Origin of the sequence: Mycolicibacterium setense (assembly GCF_000805385.1) — a bacterium.
GTDB classification, from domain to species: domain Bacteria; phylum Actinomycetota; class Actinomycetes; order Mycobacteriales; family Mycobacteriaceae; genus Mycobacterium; species Mycobacterium setense.
This window is the reverse complement of sequence record NZ_JTJW01000006.1, coordinates 1,017,600-1,040,526: the sequence shown is the minus strand read 5'-3', so window position 1 is coordinate 1,040,526 and position 22,927 is coordinate 1,017,600. Positions and strand designations below refer to the sequence as shown.

Below are 22,927 nucleotides of genomic sequence, written 5' to 3'. Positions count from 1 at the left end.
TGCGGTTTCGGCAGAGAACAAGTCAGAACCGCCGGCTCCGCGCGAGAGTGGTCATCAGAGCAGCTGGGTGCTGGCGCCGCCGTCGGCGTAGATGATGGTGCCGGTGGTGGCGGGCAGCCAGTCGGACAGCAGCGCACACACGGTCTTGGCGACGGGCGTCGGATCCTTCATGTTCCAGCCGACGGGCGCCCGCTGGTCCCAGCCCTCTTCGAGCAGCCGCATCTGATCACCGGCTTCGGCACCCAGCGCCCCGCCGACGATCGCACTCATCGCCAGGGTCCGGATCGGGCCGGCGGCAACGAGATTGGAGCGCACCCCGAACGGCCCGGCCTCACGCGCGACGAAGCGGTTGACCGATTCCAGCGCGCTCTTGGCCACCGTCATCCAGTTGTAGGCCGGCATCGCCCTGGTCGGGTCGAAGTCCATCCCCACGATGCTGCCGCCGGGGTTCAGCACCGGCAGCGTGGCCTTGGCCAGCGAGGCGTACGAGTAGGCCGAGATGTGGATGCCCTTGGCGACATCCTCGTACGGGGCGTCGAAGAACGGGTTGACGCCCATCCCGGTCTGCGGCATGAAGCCGATCGAGTGCACGACGCCGTCGAGCTTGTTGCCCTCGCCGATCGTCTCGGTGATGCGCCCGGCCAACGAACCGAGGTGCTCCTCGTTCTGCACGTCGAGTTCCAGCAGCGGCGCCGGCTTGGGCAGCCGGTCGGCGATGCGCTGGATCAGCTTGAGCCGGTCGAACCCGGTGAGCACCAGCTCAGCGCCGGCCTCCTGGGCCTGCTTGGCGATGTGGAACGCGATCGACGAGTCCGTGATGATCCCGGTGACCAGAATGCGCTTGCCTTCGAGCAAACCTGACATTGTCCTGACTCCTACTTCGGTGAAGAGTTGAGCGAAAGTTCTTGCGATCCAGATCGTTTGGTCAGTGACCCATACCCATGCCGCCGTCCACCGGGATCACCGCACCGGCGATGTAGCCGGCATCCTCGGAGGCCAGGAAGCTGACCGCCCCGGCGACCTCTTCGGCGGTGCCGACCCGCTTGGCCGGGATGAATTCCAGGGCACCGGCTTGAATCCGCTCGTCCAGGGCACGGGTCATCTCGGTGTCGATGTAACCGGGCGCCACGACGTTGGCGGTGACGCCTGCCTTCGACAACTCACGCGAGATCGAGCGGGCCATGCCGATCAGGCCGGCCTTGGCCGCCGCATAGTTGGCCTGGTTGCCGATGCCCCACATGCCCGAGACCGAGCCGATGAAGATGATCCGGCCGAAACGCTTGCGCTGCATGCTGCGCGAGGCCCGCTGGGCCACTCGGAACGCCCCGGTGAGATTCGCGTTGATGACGTTCTCGAACCGCTCCTCGGTCATCCGCATCAGGAACGCATCCTGGGAGATCCCGGCGTTGGACACCAAGACCTCGACGGGGCCCTGGTGCTCCTCGACCTCTTTGAACGCCCGGTCGACAGCCTCGTTGTCGGTGACGTCGCACACGACGCCGAACAGGCCCTCGGGCGCACCGGAGCCGCGGTGGGTGACGGCCACCTTGTGCCCGTCGGCGGCCAGGCGCTGCGCGATGGCCAGGCCGATCCCCCGGTTTCCACCGGTGACCAGTACGGAACGGGAAACGAAAGCGGGCCGGCCGCCGGGTTCGGTGGTGGCGGTCTCGGAGACAACAGCGTCACTCATGCCCGCCAACTTAACGTGTGAGCCATGGATCGCCGAAATCGACACCAGGGCTGTCGTACGTGCGAATTCACAACCATGACGTAGATCTCGAAGTCGGCTCAACCAGGCAGTCTGCGGTTGATCAGCAGTGCCGCCACACCCGCCACCGCCAGCACCAACGCACCGAGCCGCAACCAGCCCAGGCTGGCGTCGCCCTTGATGGTCTCGTACCCGATCTGCTGCTGCAGCGAGGTGAACACCTCCTTGAGCTGTTCGAGGCTGGACGCCGTGAAGGCGTCGCCGCCGGACAGCTTGGCGATCCTGCCGAGCATCTCGTCGTCGACCGGTACCGGCTGGCGCTGATCGTTGATCTCGACGTAGCCGTACGGCGTACCGAAGGACACCGTCGAGATCGGCACGCCCTGATCCTTGGCGGTGCGCGCCGCGGTGTAGGCGCCCTTGGGATTGTCCGGGTTGGACGGCACGGTCTCCTTGCCGTCGGACATCAGCACGATGCGTGCGGGCGGCTTCTCGTCGCCGCCGCCGATCACCGCGCCGACGGTGGCGATCGCCTGCAGGGCCGTGAAGATGCCCTCACCGGTGGCGGTCCGGTCGGCCAGCTGAAGCTTGTCCAGGCCGTTCTTGGTGGCGTCGCGATTGGTCGTCGGCTGCACCAGCACGGTCGCCGTCCCGGCGTAGGCGATCAGACCCAGGTTGATCCCCGGGGTGAGCTGATCGGCGAACTGCTTGGCGGCTTCCTGGGCGGCGGCCAACCGGCTCGGCGCGACGTCGGTGGCACGCATCGACTGCGATACGTCGATCACCAGCATCACCACCGCGCGGTTTCGCGGAATCCGCACATCGTGGGTGGGACCGGCCATCGCCACCGTCAACAGCACGAGCGAGACCGCCAGCAGAGCCGCGGGTAGATGCCGCCACCGGGTGGGCTGTTTGGGCGCCACACTTTCGAGCAGCTCCATGTTCGCGAACCGCAGGACCCGCTGCTTGCGTGCGCGCTGCACGATGACGTAGTACGCCACCAGGGCCAGCACCACGAACAGGAACAGGAACCACCACGCGTGCGCGAAGCCTGTCAGGCTCATCGGACCGAGAATCGGTAATGTCATGTGCTAGAAGTCATTTCGGTTGGTTGCTGATCAAGCGTTCGTCTACCGGTTGCTCATCGTGCGGGTTTCCTCTTCGCGCAAGCGCTCATCGTGCTGGTTTCCTCTTCGCGCAAGCGCTCATCGGCCTGCCGCGCCGCGCCGCCGATTCGCCACAAACCGCACCACGTCGGCGATCCAGTCCCGGTCGGTACGCAGGCTCAACAGCGGTGCGTCGCAACGCCGCAACGTGCGGGCCACTTCTTCACGGTGAGCGGTCGCCGCCCGCTCGAAGTCACTGCGGAGCTGCTCGTCGATGGTGAAATCGCGGGTGACACCGGTCTCGGTGTCCTGCAGCACCACATCGCCCACAGCCGGCAGCTCGACGTCGCGCGGATCCAGCACCTCGATGCCGAGCACCTCGTGCCTGCCGGCGATCGCGCGCAGCGGGCGCATCCAGTTGATCGGTCCGAGGAAGTCACTGATGATCACCGCCATGCCGCGGCGGCGCTCGGGGCGGCGCAGGGCGTCGATGGCCGCCGCCAGGTCGCCGCGGACCCCGGTCGGGGCCTTGGGCATCGTGGCGATCGTGCGCAGCATCTCCTGCTCGTGGACCCGGCCGGACAGTGCGGGCACCCGCCGCACGGAATCACCGTTGGCGATGATCGCGCCGATCCGGTTGCCACCACCGCTGTTGAGGAACGTGATGGCCGCGGCGGCCGCCACGGCCAGGTCGCGCTTCTCACAGCTGGTGGTGCCGAAGTCCAGGCTGGCCGACATGTCCACCACCAGCCAGGTCTCGAGCTCGCGGTCGGCGATCATCTGCCGCACGTGAGGCGTCATCGTGCGCGCCGTCACCGACCAGTCCATCCGGCGCACATCGTCGCCCGGCTGGTAGATCCGCGAGTCCCCGGGCTCCGAACCCGGACCCGGTATCAGTCCGAGATGGTCGCCGTGCAGCACGCCGTCGAGCTTGCGCCGAACCGTCAGCTCAAGCTTGCGCAGCGCAGCGGTGAGCGCGGGGTCGCGGATCTCGCCGCGCTGTAGCGACGGCAGGTCGACGGTGCGGCCTGCTGAGCCCGTCACCGCCCGCTGGCCGCGCCGGCGGCGGCGGGAACGGCGGGCGGAACCGAATGCCCTTGCTGCGGAAGCGCATTCACCTGAGGCAGGGCGACTGTCTGCAGGATCCGGTTGACCACGGTCTCCGCCGAGACTTCATCGGCCAATGCGTCGTAGGTCAGCACCAGACGGTGCCGCAGCACGTCGGGGATCACCTCGACGACGTCCTGCGGGATGACGTAGTCACGGCCGCGCACCAACGCGAGCGCGCGGGCCGCCGCGATGATGCCGAGCGACGCACGCGGCGAAGCACCGTAGGCGATCCAGGCCTTGGCGTCGGGCATGCCGAACTTCTCGGGCTCGCGCGTCGCGGTGACGATCCGGACCACGTAATCCACCAGGGCGTGGTGCACGAAGTTGTTGGCCGCGAGCTCTTGCAGGCGCAGCAGGTCGCCGGTGTTCAGGATCTGCTTGGGCTCCGGCGGCTTGACGCCCATCCGGTAGATGATCTCGCGCTCTTCCTCCGGCGTCGGGTAGTCGACGTTGAGCTTGAACAGGAAGCGGTCGCGCTGGGCCTCGGGAAGGGCGTAGACGCCTTCCTGCTCGATCGGGTTCTGGGTGGCCATCACCAGGAACGGGCTCGGCAGCGGGAACGTCTTGCCGCCGATGGAGATCTTGCGCTCGGCCATCACCTCGAGGAGGGCCGACTGCACCTTGGCGGGCGCACGGTTGATCTCGTCGGCGAGCAGGAAGTTGACCACGACCGGGCCGAGCTCGATATCGAAGTCTTCCTTGCCCTGCCGGTAGATGCGGGTACCGATGATGTCGGTGGGCACCAGGTCAGGAGTGAACTGGATGCGGGCGAACGTGCCGCCGACGACCTTGGCGAACGTCTCGACAGCCAGGGTCTTGGCCACACCGGGCACGCCCTCGAGCAGCACATGGCCCTTGGCGAGCAGTCCGACGAGCATCCGCTCGACGAGCTGGTCCTGGCCGACGATGATCCGCTTGACCTCGAAGATGGCGCGTTCCAGGGTGTGCACCTCCGCCTGCAGATTGCCGTTGGTGGCTGCTTGCGGAGCCGCCGGCGCGGCATGGGATCCGGTCGATCCGGGCGGGAAGCCCGGCGCCGGGCTCGAGCCGGGATAACCTCCGGCGCCCTGCGGCGGTCCACTCGGTGACGTCATCAACTTCCTCCCACGGTATTCGGCTACTACAAAACGCTGGTCATGCTTTGTGCGCTATCGGGCGATCGGGTGCCCGCCGTCAACTATTCCAGGCACTTCGAGATCCGTCGACGCTGGCCGGAAGAGTTCAGCTTCCCCTCAGGATTCGATGATGCGGGCCGCATAAGGCTGGATGCCCGCGGTGCGGACCGGACTGACCGTCACTTTTTCCGCACTTCCGGATGCCTCCAGCATCTTGCCACCACCGAGGTACATCGCCACGTGCTGGCTGCCACCCGGCCCCCAGAACAGGAGGTCGCCGCGCTTGGCCTGGGCCACCGGCACCTTGCGGCCGGTGTTGTACTGGTCTCCGGAGTACTTGGGGATCTGCACTCCGACCCCGGCGAAGGCGTAGCGGGTGAACCCCGAGCAGTCGTAGCCGACCTTGCCCGCGTCGTAATCCACACCCGGGCCGGGACCGGTCAGCGTGCCGCCACCCCACGAGTACGGCACGCCCATCTGGGAACCCCCGCGCTTGATCGCGTATTCGATGGCCTGCGGGCCCCGGACTCGCCCGCCGGGGAATGTCGAGGCAGCCGTTTTCGGTGCCAGCCCGATGGTCTGCAGGAACTGCTGACCGAGGTTCTGGGTGGTCTGCAATGCGATCTGGCTGACCTGGAACGAAGCATTCGCGATCGCCACCGGGTCGCCGGGCGCCCCGGAACTGACGATCTTCGGGAGGGTCGGATCCCACTGCCCGTCGTCAGGCGCGGCGTTGGCCGGCGTCACCAGACTGATCGCCGCACACGCAGTTGCGGCGATCAGGATCAGGCACCGTAAGACGAAGGAGCGCAAGGTATTCCCATCAGTATTCGATGTAGCGGACGACGTACGGGGTCATCCCGCTGGTGCGGACCGGCGAGATCTTGACGTGTGAACCCGTGTAGGGCGCTTCGAGCATCTGGCCGTTGCCGAGGTAGAGCGTCACGTGCTGGCTGCCACCGGGGCCGTAGAAGATCACGTCGCCGCGCCGCATCTGCGATGACGGGATCTTGCGGCCGGCGTTGTACTGCGAGCCCGAGTAATGCGGCAACTTGATGCCGACGCCGGCGAACGCGTAGAGGATCAGGCCCGAGCAGTCGAACCCGACCGTGTTGGCCCCCGAATCGATCCCGCGACTGGGACCGGCGGCGTTGCCGCCGCCCCACGAGTACGGAACCCCCATCTGGGAACCGGCCCTCTGGATGACGTATTCAGATGCCTGCCGGCCGTACACCCGGGGAATCGCCCCGTTGGTGAAGCCGGTCGGCGTGGGCAGGATGCCCATCTTCTGGAGGAACTGGCGTCCCATGTTCTGGGTGACCTGCGCCGAGGTCGACGAGATCCCCAGGACCGTGTTGATGATGGCGATCGGGTCGCCGCTGACGAATGCGCTCGGAATCGCCGGCAGCGTGGGATCCCATGCGGTGTCCCACTTCTGGCCCGCTTGGGCGGGCGCTGCCGGGGCCCGGTCCCAATCCCCCGCCGCGGCCTGCGGCGGCCGGCCCGGTGCCGGCGCGGTTGGGGCACTCGATGCCGACGCCTTGTTCACCTGGGCGAGTTGGGCCTGCGCCGACGCCCGTTCGGCGGTCAGCCGGTTCAGCTCACCTTGCTGGGCGCTGAATGTCTGCTGCGCCTGTTGCAGTGCGGCCACGGCGCTGTCTTGGCTTGTCTGGGCGTTGACGGTGGCCTGGTCGGCCTTCTGCTTGGCGAGCCGGGCGGCCGACTCGCGGTTGACCTGCTCGGTGCGGGCGCGCTGCAGATCGGCGATGACCCTTTCACTGCTGGCTGCGAGCGTCTGTCCGGTGGCGGCAGTGTTGACGATGTCGCCGGGGTCGGACCCGGTCAGGTACGAGCCGGAGGGTCCGCTGACGTAGGTGGCCGCGGCGAACGTGTCGAACCGCTTCTGCGCCTGGGCGATGGCGTTGGTGGCGTCGGCGATGCCCTGCTGGCTGGCTTCGACCTCCTGTTGTGCGGTCGCGGCCGCATCGCGGGCGTCCTGCACCTCGACGATCGCCTTGTTGACGGCTTCCTGCTGGGTCTGGATGGCAGCGCCCAGCTCCTGCAGCTTCTGGTCGGCGTTGGCCACCGCGGCGACGAGCGTTGCGATCTGGTCGGGTCCGCCCGGATCCGCCGCGGCCGGGGCACCCCCCGACAAAGCCGTGGCCAAGAGCATCGCCGCAGTCAGGGGCACGGCCCAGAAACGGCCGCGCTGACGCGACGCCGTTCCCGGACCTGCTCCTCGCCTGCGCGGGACGCCAACGATGCGTCTCATTCGACTCAAGTCTCCTATGGCTCAACGCCGGCGTACCGGCGTTTGCTCGGGGCCTTTGCACAGAAGTCACATCAAGCACAACTGCAACAATGGGTACCGATTGCACCGTACGTCACATCTGTAGCCAAAGAAACTTTAGTCACGAATTACAAGAATGTAATTGCGAATAGTGTGACCAATTAGTGATATTGGACGAATACCCGAACGAATGTTCGAGGGGTCTTTCAGACCTCGACAGCGGGGGCGCTCGAGGTGCCTGACCCGGCAATTCGTTTGCTGCGCACCTGCAGAACGCGAGTCAGCGCAGCCGCTGCGGCGACCCCCAGAGTCAACGCAATTGTCAACGCGGTCCAGGGAAAGTCGGGGGTCGAAATCTCGCCGACGAAATTCTTCGCCGACAACACGGGATTACCCGTCTTGGCAACGTCCTGACCGGCTTCCAAAGTCACCCGGTCGATCGTCGGGCTGTACGTACCGGCGAACGAGGGGCTCAACGCGAGCACCGTCGCGCCGGGATTGGCCTCACCGACCTCGGTGGCGATATCGCGCAGCGGCGTGTCGATGCCGGGGTTCTGCGGCAGCACCACGATCTTGAGGTCGACCCCGCCCTGGCGGGCATCGCTGACAACCTGCCGCAGGGCCTCTACATGGGCGTCGGGGGCACTCACGCCGTCGTCTCGAACGTCCGCCTGCACTGCTGCCATGCACTTGGCAACCCCGTCTGGTTGACCCGGATCGATCCCGACGGTGTCGCACACCTCGACCGGGATATAGGCCGGCAGGAACGGAATGACATGGGGTCCGGTCACGCCAGCACGGTACGCCGCGTCGGTCTGCGCCTGCGAGGCGACACGGGAATCGTCACCGCATCGACCGCCGATCGTCACGCCGGAGTGACGCTCGGAGCCAGGTGCCACGCCGGCGTGACGAAGCGCGCGCGACGCGCGCCGGATATCACCGATCACTCCCGCGGGGTAGCAACCAGAACGGGACAAGAGAAGACTGGACCCCGGCCCACCGGGCTATGCAGGACAAGCGTACTGTTAACATCGGAACGCCGCCGACACAGCCCGTCGGCGCGAGATCTAGCCGGGAGTTGATGTGAGCAGCGAGAATACGGAAAATTCGTCCCTTAACTCATTTGGTGCCCGCGACACATTGACTGTCGGGGACAAGAGCTACGAGATCTACCGCCTGGATGCGGTGCCCGGTACCGAAAAGCTGCCCTACAGCCTCAAGGTGCTCGCGGAGAACCTGCTGCGCACCGAAGACGGCGCCAACATCACCAAGGACCACATCCAGGCCATCGCCAACTGGGATCCCTCGGCCGAGCCGAGCATCGAGATCCAGTTCACCCCGGCCCGCGTGCTGATGCAGGACTTCACCGGTGTGCCGTGCATCGTCGACCTGGCCACCATGCGCGAAGCGGTCGCTGCCCTGGGTGGGGACCCGGACAAGGTGAACCCGCTCTCGCCGGCGGAGATGGTCATCGACCACTCGGTGATCCTCGACGTCTTCGGCAATGCCGGCGCCTTCGAGCGCAACGTCGAACTCGAATACGAGCGCAACTCCGAGCGCTACCAGTTCCTGCGCTGGGGCCAGGGCGCGTTCGACGACTTCAAGGTCGTCCCCCCGGGCACCGGCATCGTGCACCAGGTCAACATCGAGTATCTGGCCCGAGTGGTGTTCGAGCGTGACGGGGTGGCCTACCCCGACACCTGCGTGGGCACCGACAGCCACACCACCATGGAGAACGGCCTGGGCGTGCTGGGCTGGGGCGTCGGCGGTATCGAGGCCGAGGCCGCCATGCTGGGCCAGCCCGTCTCGATGCTCATTCCCCGCGTCGTCGGCTTCAAGCTGACCGGTGAGATCAAGCCCGGCGTTACCGCCACCGACGTCGTGCTCACCGTCACCGACATGCTGCGCAAGCACGGCGTGGTCGGCAAGTTCGTCGAGTTCTACGGCAACGGCGTGGCCGAGGTGCCGCTGGCCAACCGCGCCACCCTGGGCAACATGAGCCCCGAATTCGGTTCCACCGCAGCGATCTTCCCGATCGACGAAGAGACCATCAACTACCTGCGGCTGACCGGGCGCAGCGAGCAGCAGCTGGCGCTCGTCGAGGCCTACGCCAAGACGCAGGGCATGTGGCACAACCCGGACAAGGAGCCGGCCTTCTCCGAGTACATGGAGCTGGACCTGTCCACCGTGGTGCCGTCGATCTCCGGTCCGAAGCGCCCGCAGGACCGCATCGAGCTGTCGGATGCCAAGAACGCGTTCCGCAAGGACATCCACAACTACGTCGAGGAGAACCTGCCGACCCCGGAGACCAAGCTCGACGAGGCGGTCGACGAGTCCTTCCCGGCCAGCGACTCGGTCTCCTTGTCCTTCGCCGATGACGGTGCCGTCGACGCCCGGCCGTCGGCCGCCAACGGCGCGGAGGGCCGGCCGTCCAAGCCGATCACCGTGCACTCCGAGGAGCGCGGCGATTTCGTGCTCGACCACGGCGCGGTCGTCGTCGCCGGCATCACCTCCTGCACCAACACCTCCAACCCGTCGGTCATGCTCGGCGCGGCGCTGCTGGCCAAGAAGGCCGTCGAGAAGGGGCTGACCTCCAAGCCTTGGGTCAAGACCAACATGGCGCCGGGTTCGCAGGTCGTCACCGACTACTACAACAAGGCCAACCTGTGGCCGTACCTGGAGAAGCTGGGCTACTACCTGGGCGGCTACGGCTGCACCACCTGCATCGGCAACACCGGGCCCCTGCCCGACGAGATCTCGGCCGCCATCAACGACAACGACCTGTCGGTGACCGCGGTCCTCTCCGGTAACCGCAACTTCGAGGGCCGCATCTCCCCCGACGTCAAGATGAACTACCTGGCGTCCCCGCCGCTGGTCATCGCCTACGGCATCGCGGGCACCATGGACTTCGACTTCGAGACCGATCCGCTGGGCCAGGATCAGGACGGCAACGACGTCTTCCTGAAGGACATCTGGCCGTCGGCCCAGGAGATCGAGGAGACCATCGCGTCCTCGATCAGCCGGGAGATGTTCACCGACTCCTACGCCGACGTGTTCAAGGGCGACGACCGCTGGCGTTCGCTGTCCACGCCGGAAGGCAACACCTTCGAGTGGGACGACGCGTCGACCTACGTGCGCAAGGCCCCGTACTTCGACGGCATGCCCGCCGAGCCGCAGCCGGTGACCGATATCAAGGGCGCCAGAGTGCTTGCCCTGCTGGGTGATTCGGTGACCACCGACCACATCAGCCCGGCCGGCTCGATCAAGCCCGGCACGCCCGCCGCGCAGTATCTGGACGCCAATGGCGTTGAGCGCAAGGATTACAACTCGCTGGGGTCGCGTCGCGGCAACCACGAGGTGATGATCCGCGGCACCTTCGCCAACATCCGGCTGAAGAACCAGCTGCTCGACGACGTCTCCGGTGGATACACTCGCGACTTCACCCAGGATGGTGGCCCGCAGGCGTTCATCTACGACGCGTCGGTCAACTACAAGGAGGCCGGCATCCCGCTGGTCGTCCTGGGCGGCAAGGAGTACGGGTCGGGCTCGTCGCGCGACTGGGCGGCCAAGGGCACGGTGCTGCTCGGCGTGAAGGCCGTGATCACCGAGTCCTTCGAGCGCATCCACCGGTCGAACCTGATCGGCATGGGCGTCATCCCGCTGCAGTTCCCGGCGGGCGAGTCGGCCGCGTCGCTGAAGTTGGACGGCACCGAGGTCTACGACATCACCGGTATCGAGGCGCTCAACGAGGGCAAGACGCCGAAGACCGTCCACGTCACCGCGACCAAGGACGATGGTTCAACGGTGGAGTTCGACGCCGTGGTCCGCATCGACACCCCCGGCGAGGCCGACTACTACCGCAACGGCGGCATCCTGCAGTACGTGCTGCGCAACATGCTGAAGTCGAAGTAGTCCTGATCAGCTACATCGAAGCGGAGATGGTAACGCCGACGAACGCTCGCACGAGGAGTGTGAGTTAAGTGCCGCGGGTAACCGACGACCATCTCGCCGCCCGGCGCCGTCAGATTCTCGACGGCGCCAGGCGCTGCTTCGGTCAGTACGGGTACGAGAGTGCGACCGTGCGGCGGCTCGAAGAAACCATCGGGCTGTCGCGCGGCGCAATCTTTCACCACTTCAAGGACAAGGACACCTTGTTCTTCGAACTGGCCCGCGAGGACGCGGAGCGGATGGCGGAGGTGGCCGCCCGCGAGGGATTGATCCAGGTGATGCGTAACATGCTCGCCGCACCCGAACAGTTCGACTGGCTGGCCACCCGGCTGGAGATCGCGCGAAAGTTGCGCAACGATCCGGCCTTTCACCGAGGCTGGGCGGAACGGTCGGCCGAGTTGGACGCCGCCATCACCGAACGGCTACGGCGCCAGAAGCAGGCCGGCCGGCTGCGCGACGACGTACCGAGCGCGGTTCTGCACATCTATCTGGACCTGGTCCTCGACGGCCTGGTCGCCAGGATCGCCTCCGGCGAGGATCCGAAGAACCTCACCGCGGTGCTGGACCTCGTCGAGGACAGTGTGCGCCAACAGACGCCGTCGGACAGCTGAATTCGGCTATCGCACAGGCGTTCCGCTCGTCACGCACGGACCCGCGTGCGGTGGTTGGGACCGCCGCGGCTGCGCATCTTCGTTCCGGACTCACGCAGCAAGCTGTGGACTGAGCCATAGGAACGTCCGGTCGCAGCCACCAACGAACGGATGCTGGCACCTCCCTCGTAAGCCTTACGAAGTTCAGCCAGCAGTTCGCCGCGATCCTTGTTGTTCGTTTCCCTCATGAACATCTCCCCGCTTGTGATGTCCCGACGGGTACCCACAGTAGAAACACCACACACACCGATGGGCCGATTTGTCCAACGTCTTATATTTACGCTCTCGAAGACGTGGTGGTTCTTGAGGTTTCGCGGTCAGGCGAGCTCGATGAGATCCCGATATTCACTGGACCAGAAGTCCTCTGTGCCGTCGGGAAGCAACACCACCCGCTGCGGATCGAGGGCCTCGGCCGCGCCCGGATCGTGGGTAACCAGCACCACCGCGCCCTGGTAACTGCGCAGCGCATCGAGGACCTGCTCCCGTGAGGCCGGGTCGAGGTTGTTGGTCGGCTCGTCCAACAACAACACATTGGCTGTCGAAGCGACCAGACCGGCCAGTGCCAATCGCGTCTTCTCGCCGCCGGACAATGTTCCTGCGGGCTGCTCCAGTTGCGGGCCGGTGAACATGAACGCGCCCAACAGGCCCCGAAGATCCTGCTCGCCGGTGTCCGGCGCGGCATGGCGGATGTTCTCCCAGACGGTCGCATCGTTGTCGAGAGTGTCGTGTTCCTGGGCGAAATAGCCGACCTTGCAGCCGTGCCCGGGTTCCAAGGCTCCGGCGTCGGGCGTCTCGGCGCCGGCGAGCAACCGCAGCAGGGTCGTCTTGCCCGCACCGTTGAGGCCGAGCACCACCACCCGCGAACCGCGGTCGATGGCCAGGTCCACCCCGGTGAAAATCTCCAACGATCCGTAGGTCTTCGTCAGCCCTTTGGCCACCAACGGGGTTTTGCCGCACGGAGCCGGCGTGGGGAACTTGATCCGGGCCACCTTGTCGGCCACCCGCTCGGCATCGAGTTCGGCGATCATCCGCTCAGCGCGGCGCAACATGTTTTGAGCCGCAACAGCTTTGGTGGCTTTGGCGCCCATTTTGGCCGCCTGGGTCCGCAACGCGCCCGCCTTCTTCTCGGCATTGGCCCGTTCGCGGCGCCGACGCTGTTCGTCGGTGGCACGCGCGTCCAGATACTTCTGCCAGCCCATGTTGTAGACGTCGGCCTCGCCGCGCACCGCATCGAGGAACCACACCCGGTTCACGACCTCGGCGAGCAGATCGACATCGTGGCTGATGACGACGAGACCACCGGTGTGGTTGTGCAGGAAGCCGCGCAGCCAGCCGATCGAGTCGGCGTCGAGGTGGTTGGTCGGCTCGTCCAGCAGCAAGGTGGTGCCAGAATTGGACCCGGCGCCCGATCCTTCTGAAGCCGCGAACAGGATGCGGGCCAGTTCCACCCGGCGACGCTGACCGCCAGACAGTGTGCGTAGGGGCTGGGTCAACACCCGGTCGGGCAGGCCGAGGCTGGCACAGATGCGCCCGGCCTCACTCTCGGCGGCATACCCGCCGAGCGCAGAGAACCGCTCCTCCAGTTGCCCGTAGCGGCGCACCGCTTTGTCACGGGCGGCGTCGTCGGCGACTTCGGCCATCAGCGCCTGCTGCTTCTCCAGGTCGGCCAGCAAGGCGTCCAGGCCGCGGGCCGACAGCACGCGATCGCGGGCCAGCACGTCGAGATTGCCTTCACGCGGATCCTGCGGCAGGTAACCGACCTCACCGGTCCGCGAGATGGTGCCCGCGTAGGGTTCGCCCTCACCCGCCAGAATCCTCATGGTGGTGGTCTTGCCCGCGCCGTTGCGTCCGACCAGGCCGATCCGGTCGCCAGGCTGCACCCGCAGCGCAGAGCCCTCGATGGACAGCAGCGTGCGCGCGCCGGCGCGGACCTCCAGGTCCGTTGCGGTGATCACGCTGCGGTCCTCCTAGGTTGATGTCGTTACTTCTCGTCGGTGCCGGTCGGCTCCTCGCGCTAGCGCTCGTCGGTAAAAGCCGGTGGCCGCTTCTCCGCGCGCGCGGCAACCGCTTCCTCAAAGTTTGCGGTGAGCAGGCGCACGAAGAGTTGTCCCAGGCCTTCGGCCTGCATGTGCCCCTCCAGGCTAGCGGCGTCCAGTCCACTCCAAAGTGTGCGCTTGGTCAACTCGATACCCGGTCGGGAGAACGCCGCCATACCGTCCGCCATCGAATAACAGGTGTCCAGGAGTGCCTCCTCGGCCACCACACTGGACACCAGACCGATCCGTTCGGCCTCCTGCGCGTCGACGTCGCGGCCGGTCAACATGATCTCGAACGCGCGTGACGACCCGATGGCCCGCGGCAGCAGGTAGGACAAGCCCAGCTCACTGGCGGTCAGCCCGTTGTTGATCCCCGCGGCGCGGAAGTAGGCGCCCTCGGCGGCGACGCGGATGTCACAGGCCAAAGCCAGGCACAGGCCGCCCCCGATGGCGGCACCGTTCACGGCGGCGATCACCGGCTGGTGCAGCCGCCGTAGGGCGAGAATCACATCGTCGAGGATCTCCATCGACCGCAGCGCATACGTCGGTCTGGTCAGACCGGCGACGTGCGGCACCGAACCCGCCGACTTGTGATCCGCCCCGGACGAGAACCCTCGACCGGCCCCGGTCAGCACCACGACGCGCACGCTGTTGTCGTAGCGCAGTTCTTCCAGGACGCTCTTGAGCGGAACCATGACGTCGAACGCCATCGAGTTCATCCGCTCGGGACGGTTGAGGGTCACCAGGGCCACGTCCGGCCGGGAACGGTCGACCAGGACGAATTCGTTCTGCGCAGTCACGGACAGCACGCTATCGCGTGCCGGGCGTCACACCTGTTCGGCGTCGTCCTGGGCGGCCTGCTCTTTCATGGCTGCGTCGATGTCGAAGTCCTTGATCTTCTGAAGCAGGTCCTCCAGTGCCGCAGGCGGCAGCGCTCCGGCCTGGTTGAAGACCAACTTGCCCTTCTTGAACGCCATCAGGGTGGGGATGGACCGGATGTCGGCCGCCGCGGCGAGACCCTGCTCGGCCTCGGTGTCCACCTTGGCGAAGATGACGTCGGGGTGCTGCTCGGAAGCGGCCTTGAACGTCGGCGCGAACGCACGACACGGTCCGCACCACGACGCCCAGAAATCCACCAGCACGATGTCATTGCCGTTGACGATGTCGTTGAACTGGTCTGCGGTGATGTCCTGCGTAGTCACACTTTTCCTAACGTCGGGGCTTGACGGCCTGTTCCCACCATATTTCAGTGCCGGGCCGCGAACGCGGTTTCACCCGTGGCGCCCGGACACTTCAGCGCGTGTTCGTGCCCGGATCAGGCAGACGAGGGCAGGTCACGACGGCGTCCCCATTCGAACCGCCAGATGGCGGTGTGAAGCGCGCTGAGATCCCAGCCTGCGCGGTCCGCCACGGCACGCAGCAGCGCGGCGGGGTCAGCCGCACCGACCTCACGGACCACGTAACCGGCCACCACGGTGTCGATGCCGGCCTCGGGTGACTGCGCGAGAAACACGAGATACCCCCAGGTGAAGCCTGAGCGTTGCCCGGGCACCGCGCACCATGCTGCTCTGGCCCGCCCGCAGCGCTCGGCGTCCCCGGCCGCCGCGCGCAGGTCCGCGGCGGTCTCGATACCCAGCTCGATGAGTGCCTGCGCAGCCTGAACGAGCGCGGTCGCCCGCAGCGGCGCGTTCTTGGCAGTCGAGGTGGGACGCCGGTTGCCGATCGTCGACGCCCACGGTTCCGGGCCGCCGACCTCGTGGACGCTCGCCAGGAGGTCGGCGGCACCGTCGGTGTCGGCGTCGCCTCCCTGCCCTGCCCGATGACTGCGGTAACGCTCCACCACCTTCTCAACGGTCTGGTGACGTGCTCCGGTGACGTAGATCGCGTCAATGATGCACAGCGCCAAAGACTTCGGATACGCCGTCGGCTCGGGCCAGCCTGCCGGAGCGCCGAGGTCCCGCTCGCAGGACGTGCGCAGTTGGTCGATTTCGGTGTTCATGACGATGCCTTCCCCTTCAGTGAGAACCGTTCGGTCCCATTGCCGGCGAAGCTATTGACGGCGCCCGACACGATCAGAGCGAAATCGCCGCGAAACCCTGGTTTGTCCACAGGCTCGCGGGGTTCGGAGTTCATCCACACGGGTACTCGACAAAGATTGCCGATGAGGGCTGCCGGCAGTTGCTGGACCGCCCGACGCAACACCGCCGGTCGGGTCGGCACCGGCGGTCACCAACTCAAAGTGCGCCTGAGGAGGTGTCTATGTCCAAACCACTGTTGCTCGCCACGCAGATTCTGGCCGCGGGCGTCGCCGCCGGCGCCGTCGCTCTGGGACCCACTGCGGCTGCGGAGCAACCGCCGTGCACCAAGACCCCAACCGCCACGGTGTGCCAAAGCCCTGGTAGTGCCAACGTCGTGGTGTCACCGCCGGCGCAGGCACCCGGCAGCAACGGTCAAACCCCGCAGAACGGACCGTACGGTCCGTCGGGCGAGAATCCACCTGTGGGCTAGTAAGACAAATGAGCCGCCGTGATCCACACACGGCGGCCCATGTCATGTGACCCGATCGACACGCGCCCGGGCAGGTCCCGCCTCAGACGGTGAAACCGAGCGCGCGCAGCTGTTCGCGGCCGTCGTCGGTGATCTTGTCCGGGCCCCACGGCGGGTTCCACACCCAGTTGATCTTGATCTCGTTGACCAGACCCGCGCCCACCAACGCGGTCCGCGACTGATCCTCGATCACATCGGTCAGCGGACAGGCGGCAGACGTGAGCGTCATGTCGATCAGCGCGACCGCACCTTCATCGCCCTGTTCGACGTTGAGTCCGTAAACCAGACCCAGGTCGACGACGTTGATGCCCAGCTCGGGATCCACCACGTCACGCATGGCTTCCTCGACATCTGCGAGCAGTTCGTCGGAAGTGGTCTCGCTCATCGCTGTTCCTTCACGTCATCGCTGGCCTGCACCAGCGCGTCTTTGAATGCCATCCAACCGAGCAGCGCGCACTTCACCCGCGCCGGATATTTGGCGACACCGGCGAAGGCGATGCCGTCACCGAGTACATCTTCGTCCCCCTCGACGTTGCCGCGCGAGGAAATCATCTCGGTGAAGGCCTCGACCGTCTTGACGGCGTCGCCGACGCTCTGCCCGATGACCTGGTCCGTGAGCACCGAAGTGGCGGCCTGGCTGATGGAACAACCCTGCCCGTCATAGGAGATGTCCGCCACCGTTTCGGCGTCGTCGGAGAGCGTGACCCGTAGCGTCACCTCGTCCCCACAGGTCGGGTTGACGTGATGCACCTCGGCGGCGAACGGCTCCCGCAGCCCGCGGTTGTGCGGGTGCTTGTAGTGATCCAGGATCACTTCCTGGTACATCTGTTCCATTTTCACGAGAAGAACTCCACGGCGCGTTCGATGCCGGCCACCAGGCGGTCGACCTCGTCGAGCGTGTTGTACACCGCGAAGGACGCGCGGGCCGTGGCGGCAATCCCGAAGCGACGGTGCAGCGGCCAGGCGCAATGGTGCCCGACACGGACCGCAACGCCCTCGTCGTCGAGCACCTGCCCGACATCGTGGGCGTGGATCCCGTCGACCACGAAACTGACCGGCGATCCGCGGAGTTCCATGGACTGCGGACCGATGATCCGCACTCCCGGCACCGAACCCAGGCCTTCCAGCGCGGCCGCTACCAGCTCGGCTTCGTGCGTTTCCACCGTCTCCATGCCGATATCGCTCAAATACCGTGCCGCCGCTGCCAATCCGACCACCTGCGAGGTCATCGGGGTGCCCGCCTCGAAGCGCTGCGGGGCCGGCGCGTAGGTGGTCCGCTCCATCGTGACGGTCTCGATCATGGAGCCGCCCGTGATAAACGGCGGCATCGCATTCAGCAGGGCGCGGCGGCCGTAGAGCACACCGATCCCGGTCGGCCCGAGCATCTTGTGGCCTGAGAACGCCGCGAAATCGACATCGAGAGCGTGGAAGTCCACCGGCTGGTGCGGCACCGACTGGCAGGCGTCCAGCAGCGTGAGCGCTCCGACCGCCTTGGCCCGCGACACCAGCTCGTCCACCGGGGCCACCGCGCCCGTGACGTTCGAATGATGGCTGAAAGCCACCACTTTCACGCGCTCGTCGAGCTCCAGTGAATCCAGGTCGATGCGGCCGTCGTCGGTCACCCCGTACCAGCGCAGCGTCGCACCGGTGCGCAGCGCGAGTTCCTGCCACGGAATCAGGTTCGCGTGGTGCTCCAGCTCGGTGGTGACGATGACGTCGCCGGGGCCGACGGCATGCTCGAAGCGCTTGTCCCCCAGCACGTATGCGACGAGGTTGATCGACTCGGTGGCGTTCTTGGTGAACACCAACTCGTCCGTTTCGGCGCCGACGAACGCCGCGATGTCGGCGCGGCCCTGCTCGTAGGCGTCGGTGGCCTCTTCCATCAGCTGGTGCGCGCCGCGGTGCACGGCGCCGTTGGAAGTGGTCAGGAACTGCCGTTCGGCATCGAGCACCTGTAGCGGCTTTTGCGACGTTGCCCCAGAGTCGAGGTACGCCAGCTGCTTTCCGCCGCGCATGACCCGGCTCAGAATCGGGAAGTCCGCCCTGACCTCAGCCAGCACGGTGGGATCGAAAGTCCGTGCGACGGTCATTTTGCTCCTCGCGTTCGCGCTGTGTCAGGCTCCGACCGCCTGCGTAAAACGCACGTATCCGTTCTCTTCAAGCTCGTCGGCGAGCTCCGGCCCGCCCGATTCCACGATGCGTCCGCCGACGAACACGTGCACGAACTGCGGCTGGATGTAGCGCAGGATCCGCGTGTAGTGGGTGATCAGCAGGACGCCGCCGTGCTCGGCCTCGGCGTAACGGTTGACGCCTTCGCTGACGATGCGCAGTGCGTCGACGTCCAGGCCCGAGTCGGTCTCGTCGAGGATCGCGATCTTCGGCTTGAGCAGGCCTAGCTGCAGGATCTCGTGGCGCTTCTTCTCACCACCGGAGAAGCCCTCGTTGACGCTGCGCTCGCCGAACGCCGGATCGATGTCCAGCTCTTCCATCGCGGATTTGACTTCCTTGACCCAGTGGCGAAGCTTCGGCGCTTCGCCACGGACCGCAGTGGCCGCAGTGCGAAGGAAGTTCGACATCGACACCCCCGGGACCTCGACCGGGTACTGCATGGCCAGGAACAGGCCCGCGCGCGCCCGCTCGTCGATGCTCATCTCGAGGACGTCCTGTCCGTCGAGGGTGATCGAACCGGAGGTGACGATGTACTTGGGATGCCCGGCGATGGCGTAGGACAGCGTGGACTTGCCGGAGCCGTTGGGGCCCATGACCGCATGGGTCTCCCCCGACTTCACGGTGAGGTCGACGCCCTTCAAGATCGGGATCTCGGTGTTCTCAGCGCCTTCGGTGGCGTTGACCGAGACGTGCAGGTCCTTGATTTCCAGAGTGGTCATTGGTGCGTTGCTTTCGATTCGGTGATGGCAAGTTCTCTTTCGATGGCTGTGGTCAGGCGCTCACGCACCTCCGGGACAGCGATCTTGGCGATGATCTCGTTGAAGAATCCGCGCACGACCAGGCGCCGGGCCTGGTCTTCGGGGATACCGCGGGCGCGCAGGTAGAACAACTGCTCGTCATCGAAACGCCCGGTGGCGCTGGCGTGGCCGGCGCCCACGATCTCGCCGGTCTCGATTTCGAGGTTGGGTACCGAATCGGCGCGGGCGCCGTCGGTGAGCACAAGGTTGCGGTTCACCTCGAAGGTGTCGGTACCGGTGGCCTCGGCCCGGATCAACACGTCGCCGATCCACACCGTGTGCGCATCGGGCTTCTTGGAGTCCGGATCCCCTTGCAGGGCACCCTTGTAGAGCACGTCGGACTTGCAGTGGGGCTGGGCGTGGTCGACCAGCAGCCGCGACTCGAAGAACTGGCCGTCGTCGGCGAAGTAGGTGCCGAGCATCTTGGCGTCCCCGCCAGGGCCGGTGAATCGCACGGTGGCCGACGTCCGCACCACATCGCCACCGAGCGTGACGTTGACGTGCCCGAGCACCGCGTCCTTGCCGAGCTTGGCGTGGTGAGCGCTGACGTGGACCATGTCGTCGGCCCAGTCGGCGATCCAGATCAAACCGAGGCCGGCCGCATCACCGACGATGATCTCGACGTTGTCGGCGTAGGTTCCGCTGCCCCGCAGGTCGACAACCACAATGGCGCGCGAGAGTTCTTCGACCCGGATCTGCAGGTGTCCGTAGCCCACGGTGTCCACGCCGGGGCCCTCGACCACGATCTCGATCGGTTCGGCCACCTCGGTGTCGCGCCCGACCGTCACCACCGTCGCCGTCTCGAACGACGAGAATGCCTGCGCGGCAACACGATCAGTGGGCACACCGCCCTCGCCGAGCCGCTTGTCGTCACGGCCGACGGTCTCCACGGTCACGCCGGGCCGCTCGGTCACTGTGATGCCGGCATGGCCGTTGGCGACGGCGGAGCCGTCATGCAGGCCGCGAAGCCGCTTGAGCGGGGTGAACCGCCACAGTTCGTCGCGGCCGCCTGGCACCTCGAAGGCGTTGACGTCAAAGGACGAGAACAGCTCGCCTTTGTTGGCGGCAGCCAACGTCGAGCCTGAGCTGGGCACAGCCTCCGCTCCTTGGGTGAGATTCTGTGTCACTTAACCGACCGCGCCTTCCATCTGCAGCTCGATCAGCCGGTTCAGCTCGAGCGCGTATTCCATGGGCAGTTCCTTGGCGATGGGCTCGACGAAGCCGCGCACCACCATCGCCATGGCCTCGTCCTCGGTCAGGCCGCGGCTCATCAGATAGAACAGCTGATCGGCACTGACCTTGGACACCGTGGCTTCGTGGCCCATCGTGACGTCGTCCTCGCGGATGTCGACGTACGGGTAGGTGTCCGAGCGGCTGATGGTATCGACCAGCAGCGCATCGCATTTCACGCTGGAACGCGATCCATGGGCGCCCTTGTTCACCTGGACCAGGCCGCGGTAGGACGCGCGGCCGCCGCCGCGGGCCACCGACTTGGACACGATGTTCGACGACGTGTGCGGGGCCAGGTGCAGCATCTTGGCGCCGGTGTCCTGATGCTGGCCCTCACCGGCGAACGCCACCGAGAGCACCTCACCCTTGGCGTGCTCACCGGTCATCCACACAGCCGGGTACTTCATGGTGACCTTCGAGCCGATGTTGCCGTCGATCCACTCCATGGTGGCGCCGGCCTCGGCCCGGGCCCGCTTGGTGACCAGGTTGTAGACGTTGTTCGACCAGTTCTGGATCGTGGTGTAGCGCACCCGCGCGCCGGGCTTGACGACGATCTCGACCACGGCCGAGTGCAGCGAATCCGACTTGTAGATCGGCGCGGTACAACCCTCGACGTAGTGCACGTAGGAGCCCTCGTCGGCGATGATCAGGGTCCGCTCGAACTGGCCCATGTTCTCGGTGTTGATCCGGAAGTAGGCCTGCAGCGGGATGTCGACGTGCACGCCCGGCGGCACGTAGATGAACGAACCACCCGACCACACCGCCGTGTTCAGCGCGGAGAACTTGTTGTCGCCGGCCGGGATCACCGTGCCGAAGTACTGCTTGAAGATCTCCGGGTGTTCCTTCAGCGCGGTGTCGGTGTCCAGGAAGATGACGCCCTGAGCCTCCAGGTCCTCGCGGATCTGGTGGTAGACGACCTCGGACTCGTACTGCGCGGCGACGCCGGAGACCAGCCGCTGCTTCTCGGCCTCGGGGATACCGAGCTTGTCGTAGGTGTTCTTGATGTCGGCCGGCAGGTCATCCCATGTCGCGGCCTGCTTCTCGGTGGAGCGCACGAAGTACTTGATGTTGTCGAAGTGGATGCCCTCGAGGTTGGAGCCCCAGTTCGGCATCGGCTTCTTGTCGAACGTGCGCAACGCCTTCAATCGAATATCGAGCATCCATTCGGGCTCGCTCTTCTTCGCGGAGATGTCACGCACGACAGCCTCGGACAGACCACGCTGTGCGCTGGCGCCCGCGGCGTCGGAGTCCGACCAGCCGTAGCCGTACTTACCCAGTGAGGCGATCGTCTCTTCCTGGGTCAGTGGTGCCGCTTCGGGGATGGTCGTCATGTCGACGCTCCTTGGTTGGTCGCTGTGGTTTGGTGGATCACCGTGGTTGTCCGGGAGTGGGCTGTGCCCCGAACATCTTTTGTGCTGCCTGTGTTGTCGATGTCGAGTGGAACGTGGGTGGTGCAGGCGCAGTCGCCGTTGACGATGGTGGCCAGGCGCTGAACGTGGGTGCCGAGAATCTCGGCGAAGGCCTCGCTCTCCGTCTCGCACAGCTCCGGGAATTCCTCCGCGACGTGCGAGATCGGACAGTGATGCTGGCAGATCTGTACACCGTGGAGCGGCCCGCTCACCGGTGCTGTTGTGGTCGCATAACCCGCCTTGGTCAGCGCGTCCGCCACCCGGTCGGCAGTTTGTGCAACGTCACCGGACCCCTCGGTTACTCCCGCCAGGATGGTGTCGATGCGGCGCCGGGCGAACGTCCGCACGGCATCCTTGCCGCCGATCTCACGCAGCTGCCGGATCGCAGCGACCGCGAGGTCGTCGTAGGTGTGGCCCAGCTTGGCGCGACCCGCAGCCGTCAAGCGGTATCGCTTGGCCGGCCGGCCGCGGCCGTTGTGCTGCCACGCGGCGGCCGCACTGGCCTGCGCGTCACCCGCCTCGATGAGGGCGTCGAGGTGACGCCGCACGCCCGCAGCCGAAATACCGAGCCGGTCACCGATCTGGCCGGCCGTGATGGGACCCTCGAGCAACAGATGGATGATCGCGCCGCGAGTGTGCCCGTCGGACACCGGCACCACGTCGTTGACCGGCTTCGGCACCGTGGCCGAAGCTGAGCTCGAAACCGAGCCCGCGGTCTCCCGACGTATTTTCACAACACCATTGTGACGGAATTCCCCGCCGGGTTCTAGCAAGGGCACCCTTACGTGACCTGGGCCACCGTTGCCCGGCGG

23 protein-coding genes are annotated in these 22,927 nt (G+C 66.3%); 3 read left to right on the top strand and 20 right to left on the bottom strand.

Going from position 1 to position 22,927, the window contains the following annotated elements:
- Positions 1 to 54: 54 nt before the first annotated feature.
- The 8 genes from inhA to QQ25_RS15700 form a co-directional block, all read right to left on the bottom strand.
- Complete coding sequence (gene inhA / locus QQ25_RS15735; RefSeq protein ID WP_039379502.1) at positions 55 to 864, bottom strand: NADH-dependent enoyl-ACP reductase InhA; 810 nt, start codon at positions 862 to 864, stop codon at positions 55 to 57.
- 61 nt (positions 865 to 925) lie between these two features.
- Positions 926 to 1,690, bottom strand: coding sequence for a 3-oxoacyl-ACP reductase FabG1 (gene fabG1 / locus QQ25_RS15730; protein ID WP_039319834.1), 765 nt, complete (start codon positions 1,688 to 1,690; stop codon positions 926 to 928).
- A 98-nt stretch (positions 1,691 to 1,788) separates the two neighbouring features.
- Positions 1,789 to 2,796 carry a VWA domain-containing protein gene (locus QQ25_RS15725; RefSeq protein ID WP_039379500.1) on the bottom strand — a complete coding sequence of 336 codons (1,008 nt, stop codon included), beginning with the start codon at positions 2,794 to 2,796 and terminating at the stop codon, positions 1,789 to 1,791.
- 117 nt (positions 2,797 to 2,913) lie between these two features.
- Complete coding sequence (locus QQ25_RS15720) at positions 2,914 to 3,858, bottom strand: DUF58 domain-containing protein (protein ID WP_039319830.1); 945 nt, start codon at positions 3,856 to 3,858, stop codon at positions 2,914 to 2,916.
- Positions 3,855 to 5,018 carry a chaperone MoxR1 gene (moxR1, locus tag QQ25_RS15715; protein WP_039379499.1) on the bottom strand — a complete coding sequence of 388 codons (1,164 nt, stop codon included), beginning with the start codon at positions 5,016 to 5,018 and terminating at the stop codon, positions 3,855 to 3,857. Before moxR1 ends, QQ25_RS15720 begins: the two co-directional genes overlap by 4 nt.
- A gap of 138 nt (positions 5,019 to 5,156) precedes the next feature.
- Positions 5,157 to 5,852 (bottom strand): NlpC/P60 family peptidoglycan endopeptidase RipB, encoded by a 696-nt coding sequence (gene ripB / locus QQ25_RS15710; RefSeq protein ID WP_039319827.1) that lies wholly within the window; start codon positions 5,850 to 5,852, stop codon positions 5,157 to 5,159.
- A gap of 10 nt (positions 5,853 to 5,862) precedes the next feature.
- A complete protein-coding gene (ripA, locus tag QQ25_RS15705; RefSeq protein WP_052235837.1) occupies positions 5,863 to 7,311 on the bottom strand; it encodes an NlpC/P60 family peptidoglycan endopeptidase RipA in 1,449 nt (482 codons plus the stop codon).
- Positions 7,312 to 7,535: 224 nt separating this feature from the next.
- Entirely contained in the window at positions 7,536 to 8,120 is a 585-nt protein-coding gene (locus QQ25_RS15700) for an Rv1476 family membrane protein (protein WP_039380013.1), read from the bottom strand.
- 292 nt (positions 8,121 to 8,412) lie between these two features.
- Between QQ25_RS15700 and acnA the strand changes: the two genes are divergently transcribed.
- Positions 8,413 to 11,241, top strand: coding sequence for an aconitate hydratase AcnA (acnA, locus tag QQ25_RS15695; RefSeq protein ID WP_039379495.1), 2,829 nt, complete (start codon positions 8,413 to 8,415; stop codon positions 11,239 to 11,241).
- Positions 11,242 to 11,309: 68 nt separating this feature from the next.
- Positions 11,310 to 11,888, top strand: a complete 579-nt coding sequence (locus QQ25_RS15690) for a TetR/AcrR family transcriptional regulator (RefSeq protein WP_029107587.1) — start codon at positions 11,310 to 11,312, stop codon at positions 11,886 to 11,888.
- 29 nt (positions 11,889 to 11,917) lie between these two features.
- Here QQ25_RS15690 and QQ25_RS15685 read toward each other — a convergent pair whose 3' ends face one another.
- The 5 genes from QQ25_RS15685 to QQ25_RS15665 all read right to left on the bottom strand — a co-directional run bounded on the left by QQ25_RS15685 (position 11,918) and on the right by QQ25_RS15665 (position 15,962).
- Positions 11,918 to 12,121 (bottom strand): helix-turn-helix domain-containing protein, encoded by a 204-nt coding sequence (locus tag QQ25_RS15685; protein ID WP_407661803.1) that lies wholly within the window; start codon positions 12,119 to 12,121, stop codon positions 11,918 to 11,920.
- A gap of 123 nt (positions 12,122 to 12,244) precedes the next feature.
- Entirely contained in the window at positions 12,245 to 13,882 is a 1,638-nt protein-coding gene (locus QQ25_RS15680) for an ABC-F family ATP-binding cassette domain-containing protein (protein ID WP_039379494.1), read from the bottom strand.
- Between the two features lie 59 nt (positions 13,883 to 13,941).
- Positions 13,942 to 14,772, bottom strand: coding sequence for an enoyl-CoA hydratase (locus tag QQ25_RS15675; RefSeq protein ID WP_039379492.1), 831 nt, complete (start codon positions 14,770 to 14,772; stop codon positions 13,942 to 13,944).
- Positions 14,773 to 14,790: 18 nt separating this feature from the next.
- Positions 14,791 to 15,165 carry a thioredoxin gene (trxA, locus tag QQ25_RS15670; protein ID WP_039319816.1) on the bottom strand — a complete coding sequence of 125 codons (375 nt, stop codon included), beginning with the start codon at positions 15,163 to 15,165 and terminating at the stop codon, positions 14,791 to 14,793.
- 113 nt (positions 15,166 to 15,278) lie between these two features.
- Positions 15,279 to 15,962 (bottom strand): DUF8548 family protein, encoded by a 684-nt coding sequence (locus tag QQ25_RS15665; RefSeq protein WP_039379490.1) that lies wholly within the window; start codon positions 15,960 to 15,962, stop codon positions 15,279 to 15,281.
- Between the two features lie 260 nt (positions 15,963 to 16,222).
- On the opposite strand from QQ25_RS15665, the gene QQ25_RS15660 reads away from it, so the two are divergent.
- Positions 16,223 to 16,471 (top strand): hypothetical protein, encoded by a 249-nt coding sequence (locus tag QQ25_RS15660; protein ID WP_039319812.1) that lies wholly within the window; start codon positions 16,223 to 16,225, stop codon positions 16,469 to 16,471.
- Between the two features lie 82 nt (positions 16,472 to 16,553).
- Here the strand turns inward: QQ25_RS15660 and QQ25_RS15655 are convergent, their stop codons facing one another.
- The 7 genes from QQ25_RS15655 to QQ25_RS15625 are packed head-to-tail and all read right to left on the bottom strand — an operon-like array spanning position 16,554 to position 22,894.
- Positions 16,554 to 16,895: a metal-sulfur cluster assembly factor gene (locus QQ25_RS15655; protein WP_039319810.1), complete on the bottom strand. Its 342-nt coding sequence runs from the start codon at positions 16,893 to 16,895 to the stop codon at positions 16,554 to 16,556.
- Positions 16,892 to 17,350 carry a Fe-S cluster assembly sulfur transfer protein SufU gene (gene sufU / locus QQ25_RS15650; protein WP_039319807.1) on the bottom strand — a complete coding sequence of 153 codons (459 nt, stop codon included), beginning with the start codon at positions 17,348 to 17,350 and terminating at the stop codon, positions 16,892 to 16,894. The genes QQ25_RS15655 and sufU overlap by 4 nt, the downstream gene beginning before the upstream one ends.
- Positions 17,347 to 18,600 carry a cysteine desulfurase gene (locus tag QQ25_RS15645; RefSeq protein ID WP_039379489.1) on the bottom strand — a complete coding sequence of 418 codons (1,254 nt, stop codon included), beginning with the start codon at positions 18,598 to 18,600 and terminating at the stop codon, positions 17,347 to 17,349. The genes sufU and QQ25_RS15645 overlap by 4 nt, the downstream gene beginning before the upstream one ends.
- Positions 18,601 to 18,624: 24 nt before the next feature.
- Complete coding sequence (gene sufC, locus QQ25_RS15640) at positions 18,625 to 19,398, bottom strand: Fe-S cluster assembly ATPase SufC (protein ID WP_039319803.1); 774 nt, start codon at positions 19,396 to 19,398, stop codon at positions 18,625 to 18,627.
- Positions 19,395 to 20,603, bottom strand: a complete 1,209-nt coding sequence (sufD, locus tag QQ25_RS15635; RefSeq protein ID WP_039379488.1) for a Fe-S cluster assembly protein SufD — start codon at positions 20,601 to 20,603, stop codon at positions 19,395 to 19,397. The genes sufC and sufD overlap by 4 nt, the downstream gene beginning before the upstream one ends.
- Positions 20,604 to 22,037 carry a Fe-S cluster assembly protein SufB gene (gene sufB / locus QQ25_RS15630; RefSeq protein WP_029107576.1) on the bottom strand — a complete coding sequence of 478 codons (1,434 nt, stop codon included), beginning with the start codon at positions 22,035 to 22,037 and terminating at the stop codon, positions 20,604 to 20,606.
- Positions 22,034 to 22,894, bottom strand: coding sequence for a helix-turn-helix transcriptional regulator (locus QQ25_RS15625; protein ID WP_162627806.1), 861 nt, complete (start codon positions 22,892 to 22,894; stop codon positions 22,034 to 22,036). The genes sufB and QQ25_RS15625 overlap by 4 nt, the downstream gene beginning before the upstream one ends.
- Positions 22,895 to 22,927: the final 33 nt, after the last annotated feature.

Bases quoted from the DNA above. Each gene is read 5' to 3' on its own strand.
- fabG1 (WP_039319834.1), bottom strand. From the start codon at position 1,690: ATGAGTGACGCTGTTGTCTCCGAGACCGCCACCACCGAACCCGGCGGC.
- QQ25_RS15665 (WP_039379490.1), bottom strand. From the start codon at position 15,962: ATGAACACCGAAATCGACCAACTGCGCACGTCCTGCGAGCGGGACCTC.
- QQ25_RS15655 (WP_039319810.1), bottom strand. From the start codon at position 16,895: ATGAGCGAGACCACTTCCGACGAACTGCTCGCAGATGTCGAGGAAGCC.
- sufC (WP_039319803.1), bottom strand. From the start codon at position 19,398: ATGACCACTCTGGAAATCAAGGACCTGCACGTCTCGGTCAACGCCACC.
- QQ25_RS15685 (WP_407661803.1), bottom strand. From the start codon at position 12,121: ATGTTCATGAGGGAAACGAACAACAAGGATCGCGGCGAACTGCTGGCT.
- ripA (WP_052235837.1), bottom strand. From the start codon at position 7,311: ATGAGACGCATCGTTGGCGTCCCGCGCAGGCGAGGAGCAGGTCCGGGA.
- QQ25_RS15660 (WP_039319812.1), top strand. From the start codon at position 16,223: ATGTCCAAACCACTGTTGCTCGCCACGCAGATTCTGGCCGCGGGCGTC.
- QQ25_RS15645 (WP_039379489.1), bottom strand. From the start codon at position 18,600: ATGACCGTCGCACGGACTTTCGATCCCACCGTGCTGGCTGAGGTCAGG.
- sufB (WP_029107576.1), bottom strand. From the start codon at position 22,037: ATGACGACCATCCCCGAAGCGGCACCACTGACCCAGGAAGAGACGATC.
- QQ25_RS15725 (WP_039379500.1), bottom strand. From the start codon at position 2,796: ATGACATTACCGATTCTCGGTCCGATGAGCCTGACAGGCTTCGCGCAC.
- moxR1 (WP_039379499.1), bottom strand. From the start codon at position 5,018: ATGACGTCACCGAGTGGACCGCCGCAGGGCGCCGGAGGTTATCCCGGC.
- inhA (WP_039379502.1), bottom strand. From the start codon at position 864: ATGTCAGGTTTGCTCGAAGGCAAGCGCATTCTGGTCACCGGGATCATC.